Origin of the sequence: Wolbachia endosymbiont of Ostrinia scapulalis (assembly GCF_023559145.1) — a bacterium.
In the GTDB taxonomy this organism is placed as follows: Bacteria; Pseudomonadota; Alphaproteobacteria; order Rickettsiales; family Anaplasmataceae; genus Wolbachia.
Map to the genome: position 1 here is coordinate 1,011,429 of NZ_CP096926.1, position 26,072 is coordinate 1,037,500.

A 26,072-nucleotide genomic window follows, 5' to 3' on the forward strand; every position below is an offset into this window, starting at 1 on the left:
AAAAATCTAGCTATACCAATTGGTGAAGGTTAATGCAGCAACTACAGCAGTATCAACTCTCAAAATTCTTTTTCCTAGACTCAGTTTCTGACAAAATTTATTGGCAGAATCAAGTTCGCAAGATGAAAAACCACCTTCGGGGCCAACAATAATAGCAACGTTTTTCTTGCCTTTTAGAACTTTATTAGGAGGTTGTCCTTCACCTGTTTCATCACACAAAACAAAATTTTTATTCTGAGAATCGGATAATTCACAAAAATTAATAGGAAGAAAAATCTGTGGTATACTTGTCCTACCGGATTGTTCCGCAGCTTCAATTGCCTGTAATTTCGCTCTACTTAGGTTAATGTTTTTTACTACTGTACGTTCTGTTGAAATAAATTGAATGCAGGTTACTCCCATTTCAGTTGCTTGTCTTACTATGTTGCTTAAGGCGCCGCTTTTTACCAGAGCACAATACAAATATAGATTTTTTTCATGTTGTTGTTGTTTAGTGCGTTCTTTTATTATAATTTTTGTCGATTTACTTGATATATTCACTACTTCTCCTAACCATTCTCCATCCTTTCCATTAAAAAGATAGATGTTATCATGCTTCTTAAGCCGCATTACATTGTAAATATAGTGACTTTGTCGTGGATGAAGCACCAAACTTACATTTTGTGATAAAGCTTCTTCAACATAAAGCCTAATTTTTTTCATTCAAAACTTTAGTTATTTGCATTCTGTTTGAGTGACTCTTACGGGATTTGAACCCGTGTTACCACCGTGAAAGGGTGGTGTCCTAACCACTAGACGAAAGAGTCGACTTGAATCTAACTGAGTTATATCGATTATACATATAAAGTCAATTCAATTATTTTGAATCACACAGTTAGAGTGATATATCAGTGATTTTATATCGACAGCCTCCTATTACCCCATGTTCAATGCTTACTGAACCTATCTCAGATTTAGGAGCTTTAGATCCTAATTCTAATTTTTGTTCAACTTTTGTATCTGAATCATAGCCAGAATCGTATCCAGAATCTCTACGCTCAAAATTTTGCCTTATTTCTTTTACGTTAAAGCCAGCCTTGGTCTTGATTTGCTGACTCGCTGGCTTATTAGCACTTTGCTCATTTAGTTTTACTTGCAAATTATTCACTTTATCCTGCACTAATCCATGATAAGTCCCAGAATTATCTTTTATATGTTTTGCTTGTCTTTCTGATCTCTTTTTCGATAAATCTACCTTAGCATAAATAGGCTCTGGTTGCTCTTTATGATTTAAGCTAGTAGGCTTTTTTTGCTCTGAGAAATCATCTACATCTTCATAAATAGGTTCTCCTGATATACTAGAACAACCACTATCTTTCAATAATAAATTTTCAGCAGATCTTTTATGCAAATCATATACTTCAGCATAAATGGATTCTTCCGATACTCTCAACTCTTCTAATGAGTTACTAACCTTAGCGTCATATACCTCATCATAAATGGGCTCTTTTAAAAGTAAAATATCATCATGCTCAAAAATTCTAGGAGGTTTTTTAGGTGAGTTGGCCTTAAATTTTAGCTCTACTTCCTCTTTAAGCTTGTCACAACTTTCCGTTTGTTTCAAAATCTCCAATATTTCTTTTCTTTCTTTTTTTATTAGCTCACCAAGCACTAAACAACATTTTTCTTTACGATCTTTGAGACTGTCCTTATCTCCATACGCGTCAAGTTAAGGAAATAAAGGTATGAAAGAGATAGAATAATAAGGTATAAGTTCTCCCAGATATACTTTTAGTGAGAGAACCAATGAATAAAATAACTTGCTTATCAAAAAAGCTCAAAGAATTTTTTAATGAAAAAGCAGAGAAAATCTCAATTACAACAAGGTTTATAAAAAGAAAGAGAAAGCTAAAAGGTTCATCATTCGTAAAAGCCATGGTCTTGGGTAATATAGGAGTTGATAATTGTAGCGTAGAAACAATGTGTCAATTACTAAACGAGGACTCGATAGATATAACAAAACAAGGTTTGGATTTTAGATTTACTGAAGAAGCAGTGGAATTTATGAAAAGGATGTATAATGAATCTGTGATTCTCTTTAAAAATATCTTGCAAGTTGATTGCAAAATCTTACAGCAATTTAATAGTGTTAAATTATTGGACAGTAGCTATATTACTCTACCTAACAGTATGGAAGAGATGTATAAAGGTTATGGTACTAGCTACAGTGGCTATGAAAGCAATACTAAGTCTGGAATAAAGTTACAATTAGTTTTCGACTACATGAATCAGATAATAGACCAACTTAATTTAACGGAGGGGGTAAGATCAGACCAGGGATATAGGAAACATTTAAGTAATATATTAAGCAATGATTTGCTAATATCTGATCTCGGTTATTTTGTGCCAAGTTCTTTTAAACAAATCAATGAAATAGGAGCTTATTTCATAAGTCGTTATAAATCTGATACCAACATATATGATGTAGAAACAAATCAAAAAATGGAGTTATTAGAATGTTTAGAGGATAAGTTATTTTTAGAAAACGAGGTATTGTTAGGAAAAGAAGCAAAAATTAGAGTAAGAATTATATGTCAGAAACTAACTGAAGAACAGTCTATGGCCAGAAGAAGGAAAGCTAATAGATTAGCAAGATCGCAGGGATATACATCCTCTAAAAGAAATCAAAAATTGTTGAACTGGTCAATATTTATAACTAATGTTCCAGAAAATAAAATTAGTGCTGAGCAAGTATTAACGATTTACAGAGTAAGGTGGCAAATTGAGTTATTATTTAAATTGTATAAAAGCCATATCAGGCTTGATAAGCTAAAAGGAAAGCCATGCAGAGTATTATGTGAACTATATGCTAAATTGTGCGCAATTCTTATATTTCACGGCATAGTTGGTTGCACAGAAGTGAAAAAGAATACAGAACTTAGCTTAACAAAGGCATTTATTGAGCTAAAAAGGCGGGTTAGAGAGTTATTTTTAGTATTAACCAAAATTAATAGTTTAAAAGCATTTCTTAAAAAACTCACTATAACTTGGTCGCTATTTTCATTAAAAGACAAACGTAGAAGGGCTAGAGTATCCACTTTAACCTCTCTAAATTTGCTCACAATCTCTTAACTTGACGCGTATGGTTGTGCCATCAAACTCTGGAATTTTACTCAACACTAATCTGAGAAGATAGATGTGCTACCGATGTAGCATTGCTGAGCAAAGATTCTATTTCTGATGTAGATCCGGAATGCTCAAGTTGAGTTTGTTCAGGAAGGTTTTTCATAGCTTTTTCAACATCGTAGCTACCTTCCCTATTTTTTCTATGCCATACAAAGTATCCTAATCCTGCAAAAGCTACTGCTAGCACTCCACCCAATATACCACCAGCAATCCCTGCTATTCCTATATACTGTCCTCCATTTATTTCGGGTAATTTAGGCCCTTCCACATCTGTGCTATTAAATATAGAATGATCTAATACTTCTTGTGAATTACTATCAAAACGGGAAACACTACTTATACCTTCAGGTGTCATTCCATAACTAGCGTTTGATTCTTCTATTTCATTTATTACGTCATTAATCTCTTTAGTAGTTACTTTGCTTGATGCAAAATCGAATTCTTGTTTTGTTAAAGAAGCTGATTCGATAGTTACACCTTCCTTCATCTGATAATCAATTTCTTCAGTAGTAGATCCTCTCAATTGGCTATTTTCATCAGTTCTTTCTTTTAGCTTTTTTGAACTATCCTTACCCAATTCATCTACAAGGTTTTGTAGATATATTTTCTTAAATTCTCTATAATTATATTCTTTACCTTTTTCTATTTCTCCACTCTTAAGACCTAAAATAATTCTATCTATTGTCGATTCACGAATTGCTTGAGGAATGTCTATTGAATTTACTATTCCTGTAACCAAGCCTATCTCAGCTGCTCTAGAAGATATAGAGAGGTCTTTTACTGTTAAATTCTCTCCTTTAATTAAAAATTCTACCCTTCTGTTTTGTTTTATACTTTCCAAGTCAGATACAATTCTAATTGTTGGACCATCCATCTCCTGCTTATTTTTTGTTTCTCTCTTTCGCATGCTATTCTTAGTGTTTTGGAATTTTTTTGGCATTTCACACTCCTTAAATTAATTAATAAAAGTATTATTTGAATTAATAAATACTTCTCTATGTTAGTGGATAAAATATTTAAACCTATATCTTTTTATTAAAATTTTTATGTAAAAGTTACTTTTATTATACTAAGTAATGTATATATTAATATTTAGATTGATAAATTGATTTTACTTCTGTTACAACTTATTATGCATAGATAACCTCAGTAAAAATGATGAAGCTAAACGAAATTAGAGAAAGATTTATAAAATTTTTTGTAAATAATAATCATGAGCAAGTTCCTTCTTCTCCTTTGATTCCAGAGAACGATCCAACACTCATGTTTACAAATGCTGGTATGGTACAGTTCAAAAACATCTTTACCGGCACGCAAAAAACTGAAATGAAACGTGCCGTCTCAAGTCAAAAGTGTCTCAGAGCAGGTGGTAAACACAATGATCTTGAAAATGTTGGCTATACATCTCGGCATCACACATTTTTTGAAATGCTCGGAAATTTTAGCTTTGGTGATTACTTTAAAGAAACTGCGATAGAATTTGCGTGGAAATTTATTACTGAAGAATTGTCTCTTGATAAAAACAGACTATCCATAACTGTTTACCACACTGATGATGAAGCATATGAAATTTGGCGTAAGATAAGTGGCTTTTCAGATGATAAAATCATAAGAATTACAACAGATGATAACTTTTGGAGCATGGGCAATACTGGTCCATGTGGCCCATGTTCTGAAATCTTTTACGATCATGCAAATCAGGATTTGCATGAAGACGACAGAATTGTTGAAATTTGGAACCTGGTGTTCATGGAATTTAATAAAGATGAAGAAGGTAATTTACAAAAATTACCAAAAAAATGCATCGATACCGGAATGGGCCTTGAAAGAATAGCAGCTGTTATGCAGAACGTTCATGATAACTATGATATTGACTTATTTTCTGCTCTGGTAAGTAAATCGCAAGAGTACTGTGGAAATACGGAAAATAAAGTAGCTCATAAGATTATCGCAGATCACCTTCGTGCAGCTGCATTTCTCATCGCAGAAGGAGTGCTTCCTGGAAATGAAGGAAGAAATTATGTACTACGCAGATTGATCAGGAGAGCAGTACGTTATATCCACCTACTTGGATATAATGATTCTCTATTGAACCTTGTTTTTCCTGCACTCATAGATGGCACAAGTTTGGCTTATATGGGAGATGCTTATCCAGAGCTAATCAGGGCTAAAAGCTTAATAGAAACAACGTTAAAATCAGAGGAAGAAAACTTTAAAGACACTTTAATGAAAGGCATTAATCTCTTGGACAAATTCACTGCAGATTTAAAATCAGGTGACACTCTATCTGGAGAATCAGCATTCAAACTATATGACACTTATGGATTTCCTTTGGATATCACACTTGATATTTTGAAAGAAAGAAAAATAAATTTTGACCAAAAAGGTTTTGATAATGCAATGAAAGAGCAAAAAGAAAGAGCACGTGCTAATTGGACTGGATCTGGTGAAAAGTCTGTTGAACAAGTATGGTTTAATTTAATCGATCAGTTTGGCAAAACGGAATTTGTTGGTTATGAACGTGATGAAGTAAAAGATGCAACAGTACTCGCAATAATTTCCTCTAAAAATGAAGTAATTGATTCTGCAAAAGAAGGAGAAAAGATAACTATTATACTTGATAAAACACCTTTTTATGGAGAGTCAGGTGGACAAGTGGGAGATATTGGAAATCTTATACAGTCTGATGGAAGTATGGTAACAGTCGAAAATACCAACAAGATTAATGACTTGTATTTGCACAGGTGCGTCGGCTCAATTTGTAAAGGTAACACAGTTACAGCTAGTATTAACAAAAAAAGAAGACAAGACTTAAGAAGAAATCATTCAGCTACACATCTTCTACACTTTGCACTCAGAAAAATCTTAGGTGATCACGTTACTCAAAAAGGTTCTCTAGTCGCACCAAATAGACTAAGATTTGACTTTAGTCACAATAAGCCAGTCACTCAGGATCAGCTGTCTTCAGTAGAAGATATAGTAAACTCTCTAATCAGAGAAAATCTTTCTACGTCCACAAAAGTTCAAGGTATGGATGAGGCAATAGACGAAGGAGCGATGGCCTTATTTGGTGAAAAATATGGTGATAATGTTAGGGTTGTAAAAATTGGAGATTCAAAAGAATTATGTGGTGGTACACACGTGGAGCGTACCGGAGAAATTGGTTTGTTTAAGATAGCAGCAGAATGTTCCGTTGCATCTCGAGTAAGAAGAATTGAAGCTTTAACCGGTCAAGAAGCAATTAATTATGTACGCAATAACGAAATTAGCTTAAAAAAAGTTGCAGAATGCGTAAAAGCACCAGTAAATGAAATAATAAGTCGACTCAGTATTTTAAGCCAGGAGCGCAAAGAATTTGAAGTCAAAATAAAAAATCTTTATAAAAAGCTTATCAGTGTAGAAACTGTAAAAAGTACCGAAATAAATGGAATAAATTTCGTAAGCCACACTTTCAATAACGTTCCAGGAAGTATAATAAGGGAATTTGCTCTACAGCAACAAAAACCGAAAACTGTAATAGCTTTCATGGTAACAGAAAAAGATAAAACAGTTTTGATTGTCAAAGTAAGTAAAGATTTAACTAATAAGATCAATGCAAAAGAGCTAGTATCTACTGTAACCAGAAGGGATTGCGGTGGAAATGCCGAACTTGCCCAAACAGGCTGTGATAACAATAAAATAGATGATGCCATTACAGCAATCCATAGCAAAATAACAGCTTGCAAAAACTAATACACCCTACTACCTCGGTATCTTTTAACCGTGAACGGAATCGTCAAGGTATTATGCAAATAAGGGTAGAGAAGACTTAACTGTCAAATGAGCATATCAGGTAATAAGAACTGGATTACAGCTCCATGCTCTGGAATGATATCTAGGTTTAAAGTCTACATAAAAATCATTTACAATCTACGTTCAATATGATAAATTAAAAACAGTTTATTCCTCGGTAGCTCAGTGGTAGAGCAGTTGGCTGTTAACCAATTGGTCGCTGGTTCGAATCCGGCCCGGGGAGCATTGTTTTATACAATCTGTACATTTCATTTTTAGCCCAGAATTCACTAACTTTTCTCTGTCTCTTAAACAGACAAAACTGTGGAGTTATATAGCTTTAAAACCTTTACTTTCAAAATGCAAAGATGCCTGTACCTCACTTAGCTTACTACCTGATTCTTCCCCTATTTTTCTTCTATTACACCTACTTTGCAGTGAAGGCAGGACATTTTTAGGGAACGTGCTATCAATATAACAATAATTAAAAATAATTGAAGTAAGATGCACCAAATTTCCACTCGCCAAAGTCTGTGAACCTCTGTAATTAATGCTGTTATCATATACTTTAAGTGTAATAAGATTTATAAGATTCCCACTCGCTAAAGCCTCTGCACCTTTTTCACTGATTTCATTCCATCCTAAACTAAGCAACGTAAGATTTGTAAGATTTCCACTCGCTAAAGCTTTTGCCCCCCTATCGCCAATTTTATTATCATATAATTTAAGCTCAGTAAGACTTGTAAGATTTCCACTTGCTAAAGCCTCTACACCTTCATCACCAATTTCGTTTCCTCCTAAATCAAGCGAAGTAAGATTTATAAGATTCCCGCTTGCTAAAATCTTTGTACCTTCTGTACCAACATAACTGCAACTTAGATCAAGTGAAGTAAGATGAGAAAGCTGAGCTAATTCTTTTATAACCTCATAATTAATTTTTGAACATCGTAAAATAAGTCTTGTAATCTTTGTATTGCTTTTTAAAAAGTTTACTAATCTATCAACATTAATTATAGCACCTGATGTTGCTAAAGTATTATCCTTTATATATTGGCTATAACTCATTTGACCTCACTATTAAAGCTATGCAAGTGTTTTAGTAAACACTTCAGCAACTGTCAATCACTTTAATAAAATATTTTATGAAAAACTTCATATACCATTGCCTCCAAGCAGCTTTTTATATCTCTTATTTTAACACAAAAGTTGTGAGAAGAGTTTGTTTTTGGTATCATCGGAGGTTCTCGATGATAACTTTTATATGAACTTTAAATCAGTCGTTTTATGTATATTAGATGGCTGGGGTAATGGAATAGAAAATAGTAAATACAACGCTATTAGCAATGCAAATCTCCCTTGCTGGCAATATATTAGCTCTAATTATCCAAAATGCAGTCTATCTGCCTGTGGCACTGATGTTGGATTACCAGATGGTCAAATAGGCAATTCAGAAGTTGGCCATATGAATATTGGCAGTGGTAGAGTGGTAATGCAAAGCCTTCAGCGTATTAATCAAGAAATCGAAACGATAGAAAATAATGCAAATCTACAGAATTTTATTAATGATCTAAAAAGTAAGAATGGCATATGCCATATAATGGGATTGATATCAGATGGCGGTGTTCATTCGCATCAAAAGCACATTTCATCTTTAGCAAACAAAATATCACAGCGCGGAATTAAAGTTGTAATACACGCATTTTTAGATGGCAGAGACACATTTCCAAATTCAGGGAAAAGATGCATTCAAGAATTTACAGAGAGTATAAAAGACAATGATATAAAAATTGCCACTGTCTCTGGACGTTATTATGCTATGGACCGTGATAGTAGGTGGGAAAGAACAATTGAAGCTTATGAAGCCATCGCATTTGCAAAGGCGCCTCGTTATGATGATGCAGTATCGCTTATTGATGAAAATTATCAAAATAATATAACCGATGAATTTATCAGGCCCGCAGTAATAGGCGATTATCAAGGTATAAAACCAGAAGATGGATTGCTATTGGCTAACTTTCGTGCTGATCGAATGATACAATTGGCAAGTATTTGTCTTGGTAAAGCAGGCTATACTGAAGTGGCAAAATTCTCTTCAATTTTAAGTATGATGCAATATAAAGCGGACTTAAAAATCCCTTATCTCTTTCCTCCTGAATCTTTTGCCAACACTTTGGGACAGATAATAGAAGACAATAAATTACGGCAACTGCGCATTGCAGAAACTGAGAAATATGCTCATGTGACTTTCTTTTTTAATTGTGGAAGAGAAGAACCTTTTTCTGGTGAAGAAAGAATACTAATTCCTTCACCAAAAGTTAAAACTTATGATTTGCAGCCTAAAATGTCAGCCTTTGAGCTCACAGAAGAACTTGTAAAAAAAATTCATTCTCAAGAATTTGCGCTGATAGTTGCAAACTATGCTAATCCTGATATGGTGGGACACACAGGTAATATAAAAACAGCTGAGAAAGCAGTACTCGCTGTAGACGATTGCCTTGCAAAAGTGCTAAGTGCTGCTGAAGAAGTTGGTAACACCGCACTCATTATTACAGCAGACCATGGCAATGTAGAATGTATGTTCGATGAAGAAAATAACACACCTCATACAGCACACACTCTAAACAAAGTTCCATTCATTATATCTTGTAACAATCTAAAACTAAGAGATGGAAAATTATCTGATATTGCCCCCACTATTTTACAGCTACTTGGGCTCAAAAAGCCAAATGAAATGACAGGTAGTTCGTTGATTGTATAATTTTTCGCATTACTCTCTATGCACAGCTGTTGTAGTTTGAAACATCGTAAGGGTGTCACTCAAAGTAGTACCGGTGTTATTTCAGTAGCCCCTTCAGTGTCATCCCAGTGCTGGGATCCCATTCTTCTTGACTCCTGGATTCCAGAGTCACGCGCTGACCATCTTTGTTCATCTAAAAAGTAGCAACTTTATGATGGCAGTGCCCAGAGGTGTCATTCAGTAGCACCTTGTCGTTCCAGTAGCTCTTTCGGTATTATTCAAGTAGCCTATTCGGTGTCATCCCAGTGCTTGACACTGGCATCCAGTCCTTTTATACAAAAAACGTTGTAAAGTGTTTACCAACTTAATGCCCAATCTGGATCCCAGTGCCAAGCACTGGGATGACACCATCATAAAGGAACTAGTGTTAGCTACTTGAATGATATTAAATAGATATGCTTTAACTTAACCCAACTTTTAAATTTTTCGCTGTTAGTACTAATGATTCATCAAAGAAGCTATTAATATCACCAATACTATCTATATTTTTCACACTGATAGATTGGTCAATTCTTTTAACTAGATTAGATAAAACTTTGTTAGGGCCAACTTCAACAAACTTATTAGTGCCATGGCTTGTCATATATAAAACCATCTCTCTCCATCTTACTCTACTTACAACTTGCTTAGCGAGCAAAGCTCTTATGATCTCTGGATCACTTTCTTCCTTAACTGTAACGTTTGATACAAAAGGAATCGAAGGGCGAGTTATGTTGATGCTTTTTAAAAATTCCAGAAGTTTTTCATCAGCAGGTTTCATAAAAGATGAGTGAAAAGGCCCACTAACTTGTAATTTTATCATTTTCTTGACACTTGAGTTTTTGAATAAATCAGGTAAGACCTCAAGAGCCTCTGCAGTACCACTCACCACTACCTGCCCACCACCATTATCGTTTGCAATTTCACAATCAATTTGAGCTGATTTTAATATACCTTCTACTTCACTTATTTCTGCTCCAAGTAGAGCAAACATTCCACCTTTGCATTTTAGTGAAGCTTCATGCATTGCTTCGCTACGAACTTTTAGCAATTTGACTGCAGACTCAAGCGTCAATGCCCCTGCAGCACACAGCGCTGTATACTCGCCAACTGAATGCCCACAAACATACTGAACGCTGTAAAGAGATTCACCAAATACGTGCTTCATAACACGTAGCGTTGCAATTGACACTGCCATTATAGCTGGCTGAGCGTTTTCCGTGATGGTTAATTTCTCAATAGGGCCATTGAAAATCAAATGAGACAGCTTTCTACCCAATCTGTCATCTACTTCATCAAATACGTTCCTTGCAACTGAAAATTCATCATATAAGCTCTTTCCCATTCCTACAAATTGGGAGCCCTGACCAGGAAAAGCAAAAATCATAAAAAATTTTTCATTCTTCATTGAGAATACTACTTTATTTATTTTTTGTCAATATTTCACAATAATGATTGACCAAATGAACCAGATTCACTAAAATCTTAGCTGGTAAGAAATTTGTAAGAACAATGGCAGAAATCGATTATCACAAAGTTACTATAGTTATGACAGATGGTCAAGAGTTTGAAACTTATTCCACTTATGGAAAAGAAGGTCAAAAAATAAAGCTTGATAGAGATCCTCTTACTCATCCTGCATGGACTGGAAGTTTGACAAGCGGTTCAGGGGAGAAGGATAGTAAAATAGCTAAGTTTAATGATAAATACGGGAGTCTTTTTTAGTTCCTCCCCTCTTTATTTACATGTATAAATATAAAAATGTAGGCTATATTGCTTCTTCGCTACCCAAGTCTCAGGAAGTATCTAAACTACTACAGAAACTCAATTTTATCAATATAGCAGAAGCAGGTAAGCATGAAGTTGATCTGCTGATAGTTGTTGGTGGCGATGGTTTTATGCTACGCACCCTACACAACCACGTCATAGGAAATAAAGATATACATGTGTATGGAATAAATACCGGTAATGTCGGGTTTTTAATGAATAAATGTTTTAAAGATCTAATTGATCATATAGAACATGCAGTTCCTACTCAGCTAACTTTACTAAAAATGGAAGCCACAGACATAAGTGGCAAAAAACACCATTACATCGCAGTAAATGAAGTGTATGTCTTTAGAAATGCAAATCAAATAGTGGAGATGAATATTACCATTAATGATAAGCTAAAAGTAGAAAAATTCAGAGGAGATGGAATTATATTGTCTACCCCAACAGGTAGCACTGCATATAACTTCTCTGCCGGTGGGCCAATCTTACCACTTAATTCAAATTTACTTGCACTGACTTCCATTAATAGCTACTACCCAAGGCGTTGGAATGGAGCGCTAATCTCAAATGATACAATAGTGCAAATTGATATCAATGATGTGAAAAATCGTCCAGCACTTGTAGTATCAGATTACAAGGAATTTCACGACATATCGCAGGTAAAAATACAGAAAGATCACGAAAATACAGTCACTCTACTTTTTGACAAAGATTGCCCTTTGAATGAAAGGATCTTTGATCAGCAGTTCTTATACTAATATTTATTCTTAAATTAGTATTCACTATATCTTAATAACTATAGCGTAATCAACATAACATTGTAATTAATTTTGGAGCGAATATGCCTGGATCAGGAAATAAAGATAACGTCACACTGGTTTCTCATACAACGGTGAGTGAAAATAGTGCAGCAACTTCACCAACACCAGCACCTAGAAACACAGCGTTACAAACAAGTTCGGCTAGCGAATCAAGTTCTTATGAAGAAAGGCAAGAAGAATCGAATGGTGCAAATATAGAACCTATTTATGCATCCATAGATCCAAATACAAAATCTCCAAAAAAGAGTCGTGATAATCAAATAGATAGTCAACATCCAACTCTAAGCAGATCACCTTCTCAAAAAACAGTATATAGCGAACCTTGGAATAGTCAAAAAACATCAGAAACTTTAGAAAAATTAATGAAGGCACATACAACTCCTCCACCATCATATAAAACAGATGACTCTGAAAACTCCTTGCTTGAAGATAATAAAAAGACAAACAGATTTTTACAGAAAGTAAAGTATACGATGCAAAAGAAGAAAGTTACAATGCCTTTCGTAGGTCTTGTTACGGCATGTTGTATTACGTCAATCGTTTTAGCTGTGAAGCAAAGAGAATTCATTGGATTCATCGGCAGCATAAATCCTGTAACTATATTTGGCGGAGTATTAGCGTCTTGTTTAGCCTTGGGAATTATGTGGGAACTTATGCAAGCAGTCCGTACTAAGGAGCACAAGATCACAAAAAGAGATACTCAAGAAGTTTTAGATGAGATATCAAATACACTTTCAAAAGACAAGAAATGCATCAAGTCTTTGGTATTAAAATATAGCAACGGTAATCGCGTTTACTTTACATTTCATTCTCTTCCAGAAGAAGCAAAAAGTGATCCGAAGATCGTAGAACTTACAGGCCAGCCAATCTATTACAAGAGTAAAGTAAATTCATTAATCAATGATAGAATATGGCTTCCTATCTTAGGAACAGTTCTTATTACTGGAAACATAACCTTCCCTTTAGCACTTTATTCAACAGGTGGTTTGAGCAACATAGTAAGTTCATACACAAATCCTACTATTTACTGGCCAATCGTTGCAATTTCAGGCACTCTACTGCTTTTCACTTTAGCTTGCACAATTCATCATTGGAGCAAAACTGATTTTAAAGATTACTTGTTATTAGATACAAAAGATGCTAATAGTGAAAATCCTAATGAAACAGCTATTAAAACTGTAAAAAGCAGTCAAGAAAAGATTAGTTCAAAATTGTTACAAGTAGTTGCTGAACGATGTGGCCATCCAGATATTACTTATATTATTAATTAAATCTGGCTCGTACTTCTTTTTATCGCTATTCCAGTACTGTAACTGCAACGTTTTGAAGATTTACACTTGCTAAGACCTTGCTATTTTGATAGCTTGAGATGATGACAAGGAAGGGTTTTGTTTATGAAAAAAGGTTTAATATTTATATCTTTAGTAGCGGCTTTATTGATAGTCGTTAATTTTTTATATAAAAATAGCGGAATTGATGATTCACAAGTAGTAAACGTTTATTCATCTCGTAAAGAAGAATTAGTACATAGTTTGTTTGATGATTTTACAAAAACCACTGGCATCAAGGTACGTTATATCATTGACGATTATTCCCAATTGCTTTCACGTATGGAAAATGGTGGTGAAGCTGATTTGTTTTTAACTGCAGATGCAGTGAATTTGATTTTAGCCAAAAAAAGAGGGCTCTTATCTCAAGTGGATTCAGAGACTCTAAAAAATGCCATACCTGCAAAATTTAGAGATAATGAAGATTATTGGTTTGGTCTCACAAAAAGAGCTAGAATATTGGTTTACAATAAAGAATCAGTAGATCCTAAGGAATTAAGTACCTATGAAGATTTAGCGAATGAAAAATGGAAAGGGAAAATATTAGTACGCTCTTCCACAAGTCCATATAACCGATCATTGATCGCTTTTATGATTGCAAAAAATGGTTTTGAAAAAACAAAAGAATGGGTGAGTGGAATTGTAAGCAACATGGCAAGAAAACCAAGCGGTGGTGACACAGATCAAATTTATGCTGTAGCCGCTGGTGAAGGAGATATTGCAATAGTAAATAGCTACTACTTTGCAAGAATCCTTTCATCAGAAAATAAAAAGAATACCACAGAAAAGTTAGGAGCTTTCTTTCCTAATGATGGTGTAATGGTGAATCTTAGTGGTGCAGCAGTAACAAAAAACGCAAAACACAGAGAAAATGCCATAGCTTTATTGGAGTTTTTTGTAAGCAAACAGGCTCAAGAGCTATATGCTAAAAAAAATCAAGAATATCCTATTGTTGAAGGTATTGAAACTTCTGATGTGTTAAAATCTTGGGGAAATTACCTACAAAGTACTCTGCCTATAAGTGAGCTTGAGAAGCATCTCTTTGAGGCTGTTATGATAGCAGATGAATGTAAGTGGAAATAAAATTTTATAGCTTCCTTCTACTTTACTTTACAGTTGTGTAATTGAAATTAAGAAAGTAGAATAAGCTCAAAAAAGGAGCTATGGACAAGAGAAGGAATTTATTAAATATCTCAGACCTCACAATCGGTGATGTAGAAAATATAACTAAATTAGCCAACCAATACCTTGAAGAAAAAGTTGAAAATAGTCATGTTCTGAAAAATAAAATAGTCATAAACCTATTCTTTGAAGATTCAACACGTACGCTCGCATCTTTTGAAATAGCAGCAAAAAGCCTTGGAGCAAATGTTATAACTTTACCAATAAAATCTTCTTCTATTAACAAAGGGGAAGATCTAAAAGATATGATAAAAACACTAAATGCAATGAATCCTGACTATATGATAATCAGGCATAAAAGTAGTGGTATTATTAATACATTGGCAAAGCATGTCAACTGCTCGCTAATCAACGCAGGCGATGGAAGCAGTGAACACCCAACTCAAGCTCTTGCAGATTATCTCGTAATTATCAGTCATAAAAAGCAAATAAAAAACCTCAAAATTGTGATATGTGGAGATATTTTGCACGGTAGAGTTGCAAGATCAAATATAAGATTGCTAAAAATGTTTGGAGCAAAAATAAGCTTAGTTGCACTACCAGCTTTGATTTGTAAGCATTTTTCTGAAGTAGATTCACTTCACTATTCATTAACTGAAGGTATAAAGGATGCTGATGTAATTATGCTCTTGAGGTTGCAGAAAGAGCGCATGAATAATAATTCTTCAGAAAAAGAATATTTTCATTTGTATGGACTTGATGAACAAAAACTATCGCATGCAAAACCCGATGCAATTGTTATGCACCCAGGACCAATAAACAGAGGTATTGAGATTAGCAATGATGTAGCAGATTGTGTTATTTTACAGCAAGTAAAGTTTGGATTAGCAACTCGTAAGGCAGTACTGCACTATTTAATTAATGTTTAACTTTAATTAATTTTAAGGAATTTTAGACATAATGATCCTCCTATAAAAAACGATTTAGAAAAATATAACACACCTCATGACAGAAATTAAGTATGTACTGAAGTAGACTGTGCTATATTTTTTTATTGAGAGATTAGTTGAAAAGTCTGCAGACTTGAATAAGGTGAATTTCGAGCTCTAAAATACCCTCATTTTCACTAATAATAATCAAACTACCAAATGTGTCAAGTAATTTATATCCGTTCAGGAGAGTGATAGAATCAGGTAGACGAGAAAAGAAAACTATAGGGTCAATGCGTGACACTAAAGTCCAGAAAATTTAATTTCAAACCAGCACTTCCTCCTTTATCATTCCAGCGCGTGACCAGTTCTTATTATCTGGTCAGTCCTCTGGATCCCAGTATCAAGTACTGGGATGACAAGAGAAATGGAATAACATTATGAAGGTAGTCATTCCAGCGCGTGACGCTGGAATCGAGAAAAAAACAGTGTCAGCTACTCCAATGACAATTTAAGGTAAAATCTAAATAAATGGGAAAAACTTTGATATTCAGTCTTTGCAAAATTCTACTCGTATAGAAAAGGTAATACAAATGTTTTTTATAAATAAAACCTTAAGGCATTTTTTACTGTAGATTAATCATTTGATTATAGTATCATTCTAATTAAGCTTATGACTGCAATATCTATGAAGAACACTTTATATTTGATACTATTAGTTGCTATATTTTTATCATCCAACTTGTTTGCTGTAGAGCAGTCTGAAGAAAATATAAATCAAGAAGACGTATCGAAAAGCAATACTGATGCTGAAAAAACTTCTCCGCTTCTGAGCGAACTAAAAGAAAGCACAGACTCAACAAATGTAGTCGAAATACCTTCCAGCGAGCCAAAAGAAAGCACAACCCAAAATGTAATCAATGAAGAAGTACCTTCAAGTAATGAAAATATACAAACAAACCTACAGCCTGAAGAGGGGAATAATATAAAAGATACCAAAGCTCTAACAAGTCCTTTATCAGAAGAAAAAAAAGAAGAACCTGAAGAGAAGAAAATCAGTCACAATAATCAAACAAACCTACAGCCTGAAGAGGAGATTAGCAAAAAAGACACCGAACTTTCAACAAGCCAATTAACAGAGAAAAAGAAAGAAGAACAGCCTGACAATATAACACCTGTGAACAAAGAAAATGAAGAAAGCGAAAAATGGACAAAGCTAAACAAAGAAATAAAAAAAGAATGGAACCATAAAAGCAAGTCTATATATAAAAGACAATATGATAGCCTAAATGAGCACCTTCCTAAAACTATATTTACTGATGATTACAGTAAGCAATTTTTTTACTGCATAAAGAAGGGCAACTTAATTTGTCTAAGAGGAGTAATAAATAAGCTAGAAAAAATTGGATTAACAATTCAAGAAATACTAAGATTTAGAAATAAATTGGGTGATACTCCTCTAATTTATGCAGTGAAACAAGGTGAAATAGACACAGTTCGCTTTCTCTTATTACAAGGTGCTGATCCTAGAGTAGTTGATAATAATTTTAAGTCCCCTATTGAAATAGCAATCGAAAGGAAGCAGATCAACATAATAAACGCAATTGCCGAAATGATGCCATACCTTTTAGAGGATAAAGAAATAAACAATGAAGAAGACTCAGAGATGTATAACTTTGCTATAAAAACAAAAGAAAGTACCTGCGATGCAAAAGATAATTAGACTTTTGATATTAACTTTTCTAGTTGGTCATTTATGCTATGGAAATGAAATAGATGATGAAAAAAATCCAATCAATGATTTTTTAAGCGCTCTGCACGATGTAAAATACGTATCTTACAATAAAAAAGATTTCGCTAAATTTTTAGTACATTGTAATAAAGCAGGAATACCACAAGATTTTAAGAAAGGTTTTGGCTCTAATTTGAATGGGGCTAATTTTAGTCAATTATATTTAAATAAATCTATTTTTGAGGGAGTAAGTTTAATTGGTGCTGATTTTTCTAACACCGATTTATCAGATGTGTCTTTTATCGATGTTGATTTACGTGGTGCTAATTTTTCCAATGCTAATTTACATGGTGTTAAAATACAAGGCACAAATTTAAGTTTTTCAAAATTTGCTTCTACAAATCTAACAGATATCATATTTGATCAATCTAATATCAGTTATGCTGATTTTGTCAATTCTAATCTCAACAAAGTAAGTATGCGTAATATAATTGGTTTGCATACCAAATTTTTGAATGTAAAAATGAATTTATCCGATTTATCAAACTCAAATGCTAGCTACATAAATTTTAGTGATAGTGAAATAAACGACACTGTTATGCAGAAGAATAATTTCGACAATGCAAGTTTCTTTGGAGTGGATGCACACAAGCTCAAGATACAATTCTCTTCACTAAAAAACGCTAATATATACGGTGCTAAAATAAAAAAATTGGATTTTACAGGTAGCAATCTTTCGAACGCCTATTTTAATGCTTCTATTATAGTTGATAGTAACTTTGAAAAAGCCAATTTAAGCAATTCACAAATTTCCTATGTGAAAGGGGATAATTCAAACTTCATTAAATCTATACTAAATGGTTCCAAGATAAAACATGCATATGTTTTTGAATCAGACCTTCAGGATGCTGACTTATCTAATATTGATTTTAGTTTTAGTGAATTGTATAAAGTTAACGCCTATGATGCTAACATTTGTCACGGAAAGTTTCATAATACTAAAGTTGTGAATTCTGACATGAATGGTTCGTTCTTTGACCATTCATTGTTTACCTCTGCAAAAATAGAAGATTCAGATCTTTGCACAACTTCAATGTATAAGACAAAAATTCAAGACTCTCAAATTTATAATAGTACTCTTTCCCACCATAGTATTGACTTCAGTGAGATAAAAAATTCAATATTCTTCAAATTATTAGCTGATAATTCGAGCTGGTCTAACTTAAAAGTCACTAATTCAAATTTTATTGAAAGTGATTTCAAATCCTCCGTGTTTTATGATAATACCTTTAGAAAGACTAGTTTTTTTCTTAGCAATTTGAGTGATTCGACAATAAGTGATATGTCTTTTCTCTCTTCAAGCATATATAAAAGTTCAATTGCTGATATTCATTTAACAGATTGCAAATTTGATAATTCAATTTTGATTGACAATCAGGGACAGAGCAAAATTACAGGTCTAGAGAGTGCTATAACTTCAATTAAAGATCTGCAAGAGAAAATATCGCAGGGTGAAAAATTTGATGTAAATTATTCTTACTTTGAGTTTAAAGACATGAATTTAGAAAATGCTAATTTTTCTAATTCAATATTAAGTAGAGCAAAGTTTGTAAACGTTAATTTGAATAAGGCAAATCTTGAAAAAGCCGATTTACGTTATACTGTCTTTGATAATTCCTCTCTTATTGATACCAATTTATCAAATTCTAATTTAGAGGGCTCTAGTCTTTTAAACTTTGATTCAAAAAATACAAAGTCTTAAAAAAGCTCTATAATGTACTTGTTAAATAAAGAAAAATGACCGTAAAAAATGAGGGCATACTACTGATTCTATCCTCTCCTTCTGGAGCTGGAAAAACTACTATATCAGAAAAATTACTTGAGCAATCAACCGATTTAGTTATGTCTGTTTCTATGACTACACGCAAACCTCGTCCCGGTGAAGTAAATGGAAAAGACTATTTTTTCGTTACTGAAGAAAAGTTTCATGAACTATGTAAGGCTGGTCAAATGCTTGAATATGCTAAAGTTTTTGAAAATTTTTACGGTATACCAAAAGATTTTATAGAACAAAACCTGAGTAGTGGCATAAGTGTTTTACTGAATATAGATTGGCAAGGAGCATTTCATTTATTTGAAATCTTAAGAGAAAAAGTTGTAAGTGTTTTTATACTACCTCCCTCAATGGAAGAGCTTAGACTGCGTCTACAAAGGCGTAATAGTGATGATGAAATTGAAATAGAGCGGAGATTAGCCGAAGCGCAAAAAGAGATAAGTAAAAGTAATAAATATGATTACGTAATAATTAATGATGATCTTGATAAAAGCGTAGAAGAGATAAAATCAATACTAAGTAAAGGAATGCTTAAAAAATTAGAAGAAAAACCAAGTTTGAAAGATCTATAAAAACATTGGTTTACCTCTTTCAGTAGCACTCATGCTTCACAGTTTAGCCACATTTATTATTTTTTAAGATAAAATAGTTAAAATAGTAGACAAGTGCTAAAGTGGGGATTTGAATATGACAATAGATTTTCTAATAGAAACTAGTTTTCTGCCTTTTCACCTATATTTCGATAACATCTAGCTCAATTTAAAAGTTTAATCCAATTCGTTAACGCCAAATAGCTTTTAATATTGAGGTTTTAATATGAGTATAGATCTAAGTGTATTAGTTACTAATGCAAACAAACTAGATAAATATATAAACAAAAATGAAAAACAAGAGCAAGATAAAAAAGACAAGCAATTGTATAATATTATAGAGAGAAAGGTAAAAAAAGAAAAACATAAGCATGAAAAACCAAGAAGTCGAGATGGAACACTCAAGGAATGTAAAAGGTTATTTAAGGAAGGCGCTAGTCCTGAAGTATTAACTAAATTAGAAGAATCTCTTAGAGAACAGGGAAAATATCACAGATATTATGTCCAATGTTTCCTTCCAGTGCTAGGTGAAGTAATCGAACAATTAAAAAAAATATCAGATGAAACAAAAAACCAAGTAAGGCAAGCAATTTCTGAAGTCACTAAAAGTCACTCTAATAAAAATCGCAAGGACAATGAGTCAGAAAGTGGTTACTGTAGCAATTTTGAAAATGAAGTAAACGGAATATCAGATTCTGATAATGATGTTCAATTACTAAAAGCAATCAAAAATGGAAATAGCAGGAAATTTAGAAAATATCTAAAAGATTGCACAAATGTTAACAGCATAAAAGATGAAAAAGGAAATAATATTTTACATCTTATTGCATCGCTCGAAAAGGAACAGAAATGCAAGTTTCTAGGTACCCTAATAAAAACGGTCACCAAGGAAGATCTAGCACAACTTGTTGATAGTGAAAATCAAGAAGGAAAGACTCCTTTTCAGGTAGCACTAATTAACAAGATAATAAAAGGGAAACATGATTCTCACACAATCCAAGATAACGATAAAACACTTAAGTTTCTTACAAAATTGCTAGAGTATGGAGCCAGCTCTGACAATTTAGGATTATCTACAAAAGAATTACAATACTTAAAAGAAGAGCAAAAGACATACTATTGTGATTTCTTAGAAAAATTAGCAAAGTCAGTAAAGAAACCTGAGTTAAAATCAGAAATAAGAACAAAAATTAAAGAAATTATACCACATACCATAAATACTCCAGATAGTAATGATAATTATCAACTACATTTAGCAATTAAAGATAAAGATAAAAAATCTTTTAAGGAATTATTGAAAAAAGGAGCAGATATTAACCTTAAAGATGCAAATGGCAATAATGCTTTACACCATATTGCCTTGCTGACAGGGAAGCAAAAAGTTACATGCTTGAAATTAATATCAGCCTTAGTAAAAGAAAGAAAAATATCTGAAGATAAATTAGATGAAGCTATAAAAGCAACTAACAGGCAAGGCAATACACCTCTAGAATTAGCACTAAAGAAAAAAGCAGAAAAAAAAAGTATCGAATACCTATTGCAAGAAACAATTTTTGATTTAGCCACTAATTATGATAATACAACAAAGTTTTGTGCAGCATTATTACAAAACGGTGCTAACCCTGATTCTTTATGGTTAGAAGATCCAGAACTCCATACTAAAAAGTACTATTTAACTTTACGAGATCTAAAAGATTGTTCAAGTACTCCACAGAAAGCACAGGAGAAAGCTAAAGAACTAAAAGAGAAGCTTGAGGAAAAATACCACTGTGGAACTGCTTCGAAAAAATGTCAATCAGGCATTAAAAAGCTAGGTTCTGGTGTAAAAAAAGGAGCATCTGCTGTATGGAAATGCATTGATCCGGGTAGGAGAGCTAGTGTATTGTTAGCAATCACAGTAGCAACTACTATTATTACAATGGTAACACTTTCTTGCTTTCAAGGACAAATTGCAATTGGAGCAGCGTTACCCATCATAGCTATAACAGGAGTGGTCTGTCTGATATTCACTTTGGGACTTAGCGGCATTAGGAAACATGTTAAAGAATTAACCAATGATCAGCAAACCAGTAAAGATAATCTCCAAACTGCAACACAACCTGAAAATGTTACTGAACAACAAAATTTAGCTAACAACTCAGCAGCACAAGAGCAGTCAGAACATACAGAGAGCCCAGCTACTAAAATGAGCGATATATCAATACTACGATTTATAAATAAACTAGATGAATTGACTAATAAATTCTCTTTTCCGGGGCGATGAAATCAATCTCATCGCTCAAAGTTTTTTCAGCAACTTTTTTATAGTCAATCTCTACACTGACCTGGTTTTTCTTTTCTTTAAGCCATGCTATAGTATGCTTCATCCAGTTTTTATCATCACGTTCAGGGAAATCTTCACGAGCATGAGCACCCCTGCTTTCCTCGCGATTAGCTGCGCATTCCATGGTAATAACTGCTTGTGGAATCATATTGGCAAGCTCCAGCGCTTCAACCAAATCACTATTCCATATCATACTGCGATCTTCAACTGCAATGTTAGGCATCATTTTTGCTACTTCTTTTATAGCTTTTTTACCTTCCTCTAAAACTTCAGCAACACGGAATACCGATGCATATTTCTGCATAGTGTGCTGCATTTCACTTCGTATTTTTGCTACTTTGAACTCTCCAGAAGCAAATCGCATTTTATTAAATCTATCTACTATCAAGTCTGTGCAGTCTGAATGCAATTTTTTATGTGGTGTATCAGGTTTCAATTTTTCTTTTGCCCTAAGCGCGGCAGCTCTACCAAAAACCACAAGATCAAGAAGCGAGTTGGAACCTAGTCGATTTGCACCATGTACAGAAACACATGCTGCTTCTCCTATTGCAAATAATCCTTCTACCACTTCTTCTTTACCTTTTTGCAACGTGATCACTTCCCCATGATAGTTGGTTGGAATACCTCCCATGTTATAGTGAACAGTTGGAATAACAGGTATCGGATCTTTAGTAACATCAACTCCTGCAAAGGTCTTTGCTGTTTCACTAATACCTGGCAATCTGAGCTTTATTACTTCCGGATCAAGATGAGCTATATTCAAGTACATGTGATCTTTCTTTGGCCCAACTCCCCTTCCCTCTCTAATTTCAATTGTCATTGCTCGACTTACTACATCACGAGAAGCCAAATCTTTTGCCTTTGGCGCATAACGTTCCATAAACTTCTCACCCTGAGAATTAACGAGGTACCCACCTTCACCGCGGCATCCTTCCGTCATCAAGCACCCTGAGCCATATATTCCTGTTGGATGAAATTGCACAAACTCCATATCTTCAAGTGGCAACCCAGCTCTTACCACCATGCCATTACCATCACCTGTGCAGGTGTGTGCACTTGTTGCAGAAAAATAAACACGTCCATAACCACCTGTTGCTATTACCACAGAATGTGCACGAAATCTATGCAACGTACCATCACACAGCGACCAAGCTATCACCCCACAGCATGTACCTTTGTCCATAATCAAATCGATTACAAAATATTCGACAAAAAATTCAGCGTTAAATTTAAGACATTGCTGATATAGAGTATGAAGAATTGCATGCCCAGTTTTATCTGCTGCTGCACAAGTACGCTGAGCCGATTTTCCTTTACCAAAGTGAGTTGTCATTCCACCAAAGGCACGCTGATATATTTTTCCATCTTCCGTACGAGAAAAGGGTACACCAAAATTTTCAAGTTCAATCACAGCTTTGGCAGCATTTTTACACATATACTCTATTGCATCTTGATCGCCAAGCCAGTCTGAACCTTTTATTGTATCATATGCATGCCAGCGCCAGTCATCTTCAGCAATATTACTCAAAGCTGCACTAATTCCTCCTTGCGCTGCAACTGTATGACTTCGTGTAGGGAAAATTTTAGAAATGCAGGCAACTGAAAAATTAGTTGCAGCCATTCCAAGTGTTGCTCTAAGCCCTGCTCCACCTGCACCTACTATCACCACATCATACTCATGCTCTATGATTTCATACGCTGACTTATCCATATCCACTTATTTTATCATCACAGGCTTATAATATCACAGAAGTAGAAAAAATCTATACAAGTTTTCTGGATGTAAGCTTCTGAAACAAATCTATAGTAAACGATGTAATAACAATCATAGGGCGTCATGAAAGTAGCTGAAATTGGAATGACACTATCATAAAGGAATAAGTGTAGTTATTTGCATAACATTGATGACTTATGCCTATTTAATTAGATCTAAAATTAGATAGAAAAAGGTAATCTTGATAAAACTCATTTACAACAAGTTCTCTCGCACTTGAATTTTCCGTTTGCACTTTTTTGTATCCTAATTTATGGCTTATTGAATCTTTATATGCACTAACTGCTTTATATATCTTACTTACCTCTCCTGGAAAGATACCACCAACAATTATAACGCATAACCCTGCAACTGTTGCAAAAGCTAGAGTTAAACTTTGCCTCCAGTTAGCTTTTTTTTCTTGTATACCAGCAGGGCACAATTCACTTGACATTTCTTTTAGATACTCATGCCACATGTGATTGCAGTTTGTACATTTCACTTTTCTTCCAGATTCACCTATTTGCCCACGAGATACTAAGTAAGTTTTAGTACAATTATGACATTGTATTTTCATAGTGCTTACGTATAAAATAATATAAATTTGATATCAATATGTATATAATAAATGAAAAATTTGCAACTAAAAAATTACAAGATGAGATAGAAAATATTTGGAAAGATAAAGAAAAACTTAACGACTATAATCTAAAACACGAAGCAAGATTAATAATCAAAGAGGTAATTGAGTTACTTGACAGTGGTAAAATTAGAGTAGCAGAAAAGCTATCAAGTGGAGAATGGATAGTACATAAGTGGATAAAGCAGTCAATATTATTACATTTCCTCACTGAGGAAAGCAAAATAATAGACAACACCAATTGCTGGTTTGACAAAATCGGTAGTAAGTTTAGTGAATGGAATGAAGAAAAATTTTACCATTCAAAAATTAGAGCAGTTTCTGGGTGTTTTGTCCGCCAATCTGCTTACATAGGTAAAAATGTTGTTCTAATGCCAAGCTTTATCAACGTTGGTGCATACATTGATTCTGGCACAATGATAGACACTTGGTCAACAGTTGGTAGTTGTGCACAAATAGGGAAAAATTGCCATATTTCCGGTGGAGTGGGAATAGGCGGAGTTCTTGAGCCCATTCAAGCTTCTCCAGTCATTATAGAAGATAATTGCTTCATTGGAGCGCGTAGTGAGGTAGCCGAAGGTGTTATAATAAGAGAAGGATCAGTCCTTGGCATGGGTGTGTTTATTGGAGCATCAACAAAAATTATTGACAGAGAAACAAGCAAGGTATTTTATGGTGAAGTACCACCTTACTCTGTAGTTGTACCAGGATCTACTCCACCTAAAAATAACATTTCAACCTATTGTGCAGTTATAGTAAAAAAAGTGGACGAGAAGACGAGATCAAAAACTTTTATAAATGAAATATTGAGAACCTAACTACTTGCAGTCATTTTTTTTATCATTATTACTAACTACAGTAATAGCATATGCACATAATTCTGAGAAAGAGATTCCATTTTCTTTAGATAACTTATATAATTTTTGCAGACTTTCTTTGACTCTATTAGGTATGTTTCCTCCACGCTCCTTTGCAAGCCAGGAATCTTGATAGTGAATTGGATGAGTATCACTCTTTGGATCTCCTATGTATATTGCAAAAGGTGAACTTTGCCCTTTGAAATCACACTGTACAGTAAATTTTTTTATAGACTCAACCATTTAAAGACCTCTGCTCTTCTTTTTAACCGATTTTATAGAAGGTACAAGAGGTGGTTTTTTGATAAAATCTTGCCTATTGAAAACACTTTCTTCCCCTTCTAAAGCTCTGCGAATATCAGCTCTGCTCAATTGTGACTCTTTTGCTAACCTCATTCCATACTTTACCATAATATTAGCATATGCTAACACTTTTTTTACTAACTCTAGGTCACCATTCAGCATTTTAACTAATGCTTGAAATACCTCCGCTAAAGTTAATCCATCAGCACCTACAACCTTATTTTCTACAAAATTGACAATTTCTTCAAATTTATATTCAACACCATCATCTTGAGGTATAAGGGTAACATAATCCGTATCTTGACTATTCATAACCAAAGCACTATCGCCTTTAAACTTATATTATATATAAATA

Annotated in this window: 22 protein-coding genes and 2 tRNA genes; 14 read left to right on the plus strand and 10 right to left on the minus strand. The window is 33.9% G+C overall.

What is annotated here, in order from left to right; all coding sequences use genetic code 11:
• Positions 1-6 precede the first annotated feature (6 nt).
• The 3 genes from M1L26_RS04955 to M1L26_RS04965 form a co-directional block, all read right to left on the minus strand.
• Positions 7-702: a 16S rRNA (uracil(1498)-N(3))-methyltransferase gene (locus M1L26_RS04955; RefSeq protein ID WP_250120063.1), complete on the minus strand. Its 696-nt coding sequence runs from the start codon at positions 700-702 to the stop codon at positions 7-9.
• A 32-nt stretch (positions 703-734) separates the two neighbouring features.
• A tRNA-Glu gene (locus tag M1L26_RS04960) sits at positions 735-806 on the minus strand.
• Between the two features lie 68 nt (positions 807-874).
• Positions 875-1,651 carry an ankryin gene (locus tag M1L26_RS04965; RefSeq protein ID WP_250120064.1) on the minus strand — a complete coding sequence of 259 codons (777 nt, stop codon included), beginning with the start codon at positions 1,649-1,651 and terminating at the stop codon, positions 875-877.
• A 134-nt stretch (positions 1,652-1,785) separates the two neighbouring features.
• Between M1L26_RS04965 and M1L26_RS04970 the strand changes: the two genes are divergently transcribed.
• Positions 1,786-3,111, plus strand: coding sequence for an IS4 family transposase (locus tag M1L26_RS04970; protein WP_250119932.1), 1,326 nt, complete (start codon positions 1,786-1,788; stop codon positions 3,109-3,111).
• 37 nt (positions 3,112-3,148) lie between these two features.
• Here the strand turns inward: M1L26_RS04970 and M1L26_RS04975 are convergent, their stop codons facing one another.
• On the minus strand, positions 3,149-4,105 hold the full coding sequence (locus M1L26_RS04975) for a hypothetical protein (protein ID WP_211908452.1): 957 nt from the start codon (positions 4,103-4,105) through the stop codon (positions 3,149-3,151).
• A 218-nt stretch (positions 4,106-4,323) separates the two neighbouring features.
• Between M1L26_RS04975 and alaS the strand changes: the two genes are divergently transcribed.
• A complete protein-coding gene (alaS, locus tag M1L26_RS04980) occupies positions 4,324-6,897 on the plus strand; it encodes an alanine--tRNA ligase (RefSeq protein WP_250120434.1) in 2,574 nt (857 codons plus the stop codon).
• 211 nt (positions 6,898-7,108) lie between these two features.
• Positions 7,109-7,180 (plus strand) — tRNA-Asn (locus M1L26_RS04985).
• A gap of 86 nt (positions 7,181-7,266) precedes the next feature.
• On the opposite strand, the gene M1L26_RS04990 is transcribed toward M1L26_RS04985, so the two are convergent.
• Positions 7,267-8,001 carry a leucine-rich repeat domain-containing protein gene (locus M1L26_RS04990; RefSeq protein ID WP_250120065.1) on the minus strand — a complete coding sequence of 245 codons (735 nt, stop codon included), beginning with the start codon at positions 7,999-8,001 and terminating at the stop codon, positions 7,267-7,269.
• 196 nt (positions 8,002-8,197) lie between these two features.
• Between M1L26_RS04990 and gpmI the strand changes: the two genes are divergently transcribed.
• Positions 8,198-9,694, plus strand: coding sequence for a 2,3-bisphosphoglycerate-independent phosphoglycerate mutase (gene gpmI, locus M1L26_RS04995; RefSeq protein WP_211908457.1), 1,497 nt, complete (start codon positions 8,198-8,200; stop codon positions 9,692-9,694).
• Between the two features lie 439 nt (positions 9,695-10,133).
• On the opposite strand, the gene fabD is transcribed toward gpmI, so the two are convergent.
• A complete protein-coding gene (gene fabD, locus M1L26_RS05000; RefSeq protein WP_211908720.1) occupies positions 10,134-11,099 on the minus strand; it encodes an ACP S-malonyltransferase in 966 nt (321 codons plus the stop codon).
• 125 nt (positions 11,100-11,224) lie between these two features.
• On the opposite strand from fabD, the gene rpmE reads away from it, so the two are divergent.
• The 9 genes from rpmE to M1L26_RS05045 all read left to right on the plus strand — a co-directional run bounded on the left by rpmE (position 11,225) and on the right by M1L26_RS05045 (position 22,104).
• The gene (gene rpmE / locus M1L26_RS05005; RefSeq protein WP_068651074.1) at positions 11,225-11,437 is read left to right on the plus strand and encodes a 50S ribosomal protein L31; all 213 of its coding nucleotides are present in this window, start codon (positions 11,225-11,227) and stop codon (positions 11,435-11,437) included.
• Positions 11,438-11,457: 20 nt separating this feature from the next.
• Entirely contained in the window at positions 11,458-12,243 is a 786-nt protein-coding gene (locus M1L26_RS05010) for an NAD kinase (protein ID WP_211908458.1), read from the plus strand.
• Positions 12,244-12,326: 83 nt separating this feature from the next.
• Entirely contained in the window at positions 12,327-13,577 is a 1,251-nt protein-coding gene (locus M1L26_RS05015) for a hypothetical protein (protein WP_211908459.1), read from the plus strand.
• A 123-nt stretch (positions 13,578-13,700) separates the two neighbouring features.
• A complete protein-coding gene (locus M1L26_RS05020) occupies positions 13,701-14,717 on the plus strand; it encodes an extracellular solute-binding protein (RefSeq protein ID WP_250120066.1) in 1,017 nt (338 codons plus the stop codon).
• An 80-nt stretch (positions 14,718-14,797) separates the two neighbouring features.
• On the plus strand, positions 14,798-15,685 hold the full coding sequence (locus M1L26_RS05025; RefSeq protein WP_250120067.1) for an aspartate carbamoyltransferase catalytic subunit: 888 nt from the start codon (positions 14,798-14,800) through the stop codon (positions 15,683-15,685).
• A 688-nt stretch (positions 15,686-16,373) separates the two neighbouring features.
• Positions 16,374-17,408 (plus strand): ankyrin repeat domain-containing protein, encoded by a 1,035-nt coding sequence (locus M1L26_RS05030; RefSeq protein WP_211908462.1) that lies wholly within the window; start codon positions 16,374-16,376, stop codon positions 17,406-17,408.
• Positions 17,392-19,179, plus strand: coding sequence for a pentapeptide repeat-containing protein (locus M1L26_RS05035; RefSeq protein WP_211908463.1), 1,788 nt, complete (start codon positions 17,392-17,394; stop codon positions 19,177-19,179). Before M1L26_RS05030 ends, M1L26_RS05035 begins: the two co-directional genes overlap by 17 nt.
• A 35-nt stretch (positions 19,180-19,214) precedes the next feature.
• Positions 19,215-19,823 carry a guanylate kinase gene (gene gmk, locus M1L26_RS05040; RefSeq protein WP_211908465.1) on the plus strand — a complete coding sequence of 203 codons (609 nt, stop codon included), beginning with the start codon at positions 19,215-19,217 and terminating at the stop codon, positions 19,821-19,823.
• A 244-nt stretch (positions 19,824-20,067) separates the two neighbouring features.
• Entirely contained in the window at positions 20,068-22,104 is a 2,037-nt protein-coding gene (locus M1L26_RS05045) for an ankyrin repeat domain-containing protein (RefSeq protein WP_250120068.1), read from the plus strand.
• Here the strand turns inward: M1L26_RS05045 and sdhA are convergent.
• Positions 22,076-23,875, minus strand: a complete 1,800-nt coding sequence (gene sdhA, locus M1L26_RS05050) for a succinate dehydrogenase flavoprotein subunit (RefSeq protein WP_250120069.1) — start codon at positions 23,873-23,875, stop codon at positions 22,076-22,078. The two genes, M1L26_RS05045 and sdhA, sit on opposite strands and share 29 nt — an antisense overlap.
• Before the next feature lie 208 nt (positions 23,876-24,083).
• The gene (locus tag M1L26_RS05055; RefSeq protein WP_010406912.1) at positions 24,084-24,494 is read right to left on the minus strand and encodes a zinc-ribbon domain-containing protein; all 411 of its coding nucleotides are present in this window, start codon (positions 24,492-24,494) and stop codon (positions 24,084-24,086) included.
• Positions 24,495-24,532: 38 nt separating this feature from the next.
• Here M1L26_RS05055 and dapD point away from each other — a divergent pair, with 38 nt between their 5' ends.
• Positions 24,533-25,375, plus strand: a complete 843-nt coding sequence (gene dapD / locus M1L26_RS05060) for a 2,3,4,5-tetrahydropyridine-2,6-dicarboxylate N-succinyltransferase (protein ID WP_250120070.1) — start codon at positions 24,533-24,535, stop codon at positions 25,373-25,375.
• Here the strand turns inward: dapD and M1L26_RS05065 are convergent, their stop codons facing one another.
• Together M1L26_RS05065 and M1L26_RS05070 are read right to left on the minus strand one after the other, a co-directional pair.
• Positions 25,376-25,657 (minus strand): DUF2610 domain-containing protein, encoded by a 282-nt coding sequence (locus M1L26_RS05065; RefSeq protein ID WP_010406917.1) that lies wholly within the window; start codon positions 25,655-25,657, stop codon positions 25,376-25,378.
• The gene (locus M1L26_RS05070) at positions 25,658-26,029 is read right to left on the minus strand and encodes a hypothetical protein (RefSeq protein ID WP_211908472.1); all 372 of its coding nucleotides are present in this window, start codon (positions 26,027-26,029) and stop codon (positions 25,658-25,660) included.
• Between the last annotated feature and the right edge of the window lie 43 nt (positions 26,030-26,072).

What these genes read in the sequence shown, in the direction of transcription:
- M1L26_RS04955 (WP_250120063.1), bottom strand. Translation starts at nt 702, where the DNA reads ATGAAAAAAATTAGGCTTTATGTTGAAGAAGCTTTATCACAAAATGTA.
- M1L26_RS04970 (WP_250119932.1), top strand. Translation starts at nt 1,786, where the DNA reads ATGAATAAAATAACTTGCTTATCAAAAAAGCTCAAAGAATTTTTTAAT.
- M1L26_RS04975 (WP_211908452.1), bottom strand. Translation starts at nt 4,105, where the DNA reads ATGCCAAAAAAATTCCAAAACACTAAGAATAGCATGCGAAAGAGAGAA.
- alaS (WP_250120434.1), top strand. Translation starts at nt 4,324, where the DNA reads ATGAAGCTAAACGAAATTAGAGAAAGATTTATAAAATTTTTTGTAAAT.
- M1L26_RS04990 (WP_250120065.1), bottom strand. Translation starts at nt 8,001, where the DNA reads ATGAGTTATAGCCAATATATAAAGGATAATACTTTAGCAACATCAGGT.
- gpmI (WP_211908457.1), top strand. Translation starts at nt 8,198, where the DNA reads ATGAACTTTAAATCAGTCGTTTTATGTATATTAGATGGCTGGGGTAAT.
- fabD (WP_211908720.1), bottom strand. Translation starts at nt 11,099, where the DNA reads ATGATTTTTGCTTTTCCTGGTCAGGGCTCCCAATTTGTAGGAATGGGA.
- rpmE (WP_068651074.1), top strand. Translation starts at nt 11,225, where the DNA reads ATGGCAGAAATCGATTATCACAAAGTTACTATAGTTATGACAGATGGT.
- M1L26_RS05010 (WP_211908458.1), top strand. Translation starts at nt 11,458, where the DNA reads ATGTATAAATATAAAAATGTAGGCTATATTGCTTCTTCGCTACCCAAG.
- M1L26_RS05015 (WP_211908459.1), top strand. Translation starts at nt 12,327, where the DNA reads ATGCCTGGATCAGGAAATAAAGATAACGTCACACTGGTTTCTCATACA.
- M1L26_RS05020 (WP_250120066.1), top strand. Translation starts at nt 13,701, where the DNA reads ATGAAAAAAGGTTTAATATTTATATCTTTAGTAGCGGCTTTATTGATA.
- M1L26_RS05025 (WP_250120067.1), top strand. Translation starts at nt 14,798, where the DNA reads ATGGACAAGAGAAGGAATTTATTAAATATCTCAGACCTCACAATCGGT.
- M1L26_RS05030 (WP_211908462.1), top strand. Translation starts at nt 16,374, where the DNA reads ATGAAGAACACTTTATATTTGATACTATTAGTTGCTATATTTTTATCA.
- M1L26_RS05035 (WP_211908463.1), top strand. Translation starts at nt 17,392, where the DNA reads ATGCAAAAGATAATTAGACTTTTGATATTAACTTTTCTAGTTGGTCAT.
- gmk (WP_211908465.1), top strand. Translation starts at nt 19,215, where the DNA reads ATGACCGTAAAAAATGAGGGCATACTACTGATTCTATCCTCTCCTTCT.
- M1L26_RS05045 (WP_250120068.1), top strand. Translation starts at nt 20,068, where the DNA reads ATGAGTATAGATCTAAGTGTATTAGTTACTAATGCAAACAAACTAGAT.
- sdhA (WP_250120069.1), bottom strand. Translation starts at nt 23,875, where the DNA reads ATGGATAAGTCAGCGTATGAAATCATAGAGCATGAGTATGATGTGGTG.
- M1L26_RS05055 (WP_010406912.1), bottom strand. Translation starts at nt 24,494, where the DNA reads ATGAAAATACAATGTCATAATTGTACTAAAACTTACTTAGTATCTCGT.
- dapD (WP_250120070.1), top strand. Translation starts at nt 24,533, where the DNA reads ATGTATATAATAAATGAAAAATTTGCAACTAAAAAATTACAAGATGAG.
- M1L26_RS05065 (WP_010406917.1), bottom strand. Translation starts at nt 25,657, where the DNA reads ATGGTTGAGTCTATAAAAAAATTTACTGTACAGTGTGATTTCAAAGGG.
- M1L26_RS05070 (WP_211908472.1), bottom strand. Translation starts at nt 26,029, where the DNA reads ATGAATAGTCAAGATACGGATTATGTTACCCTTATACCTCAAGATGAT.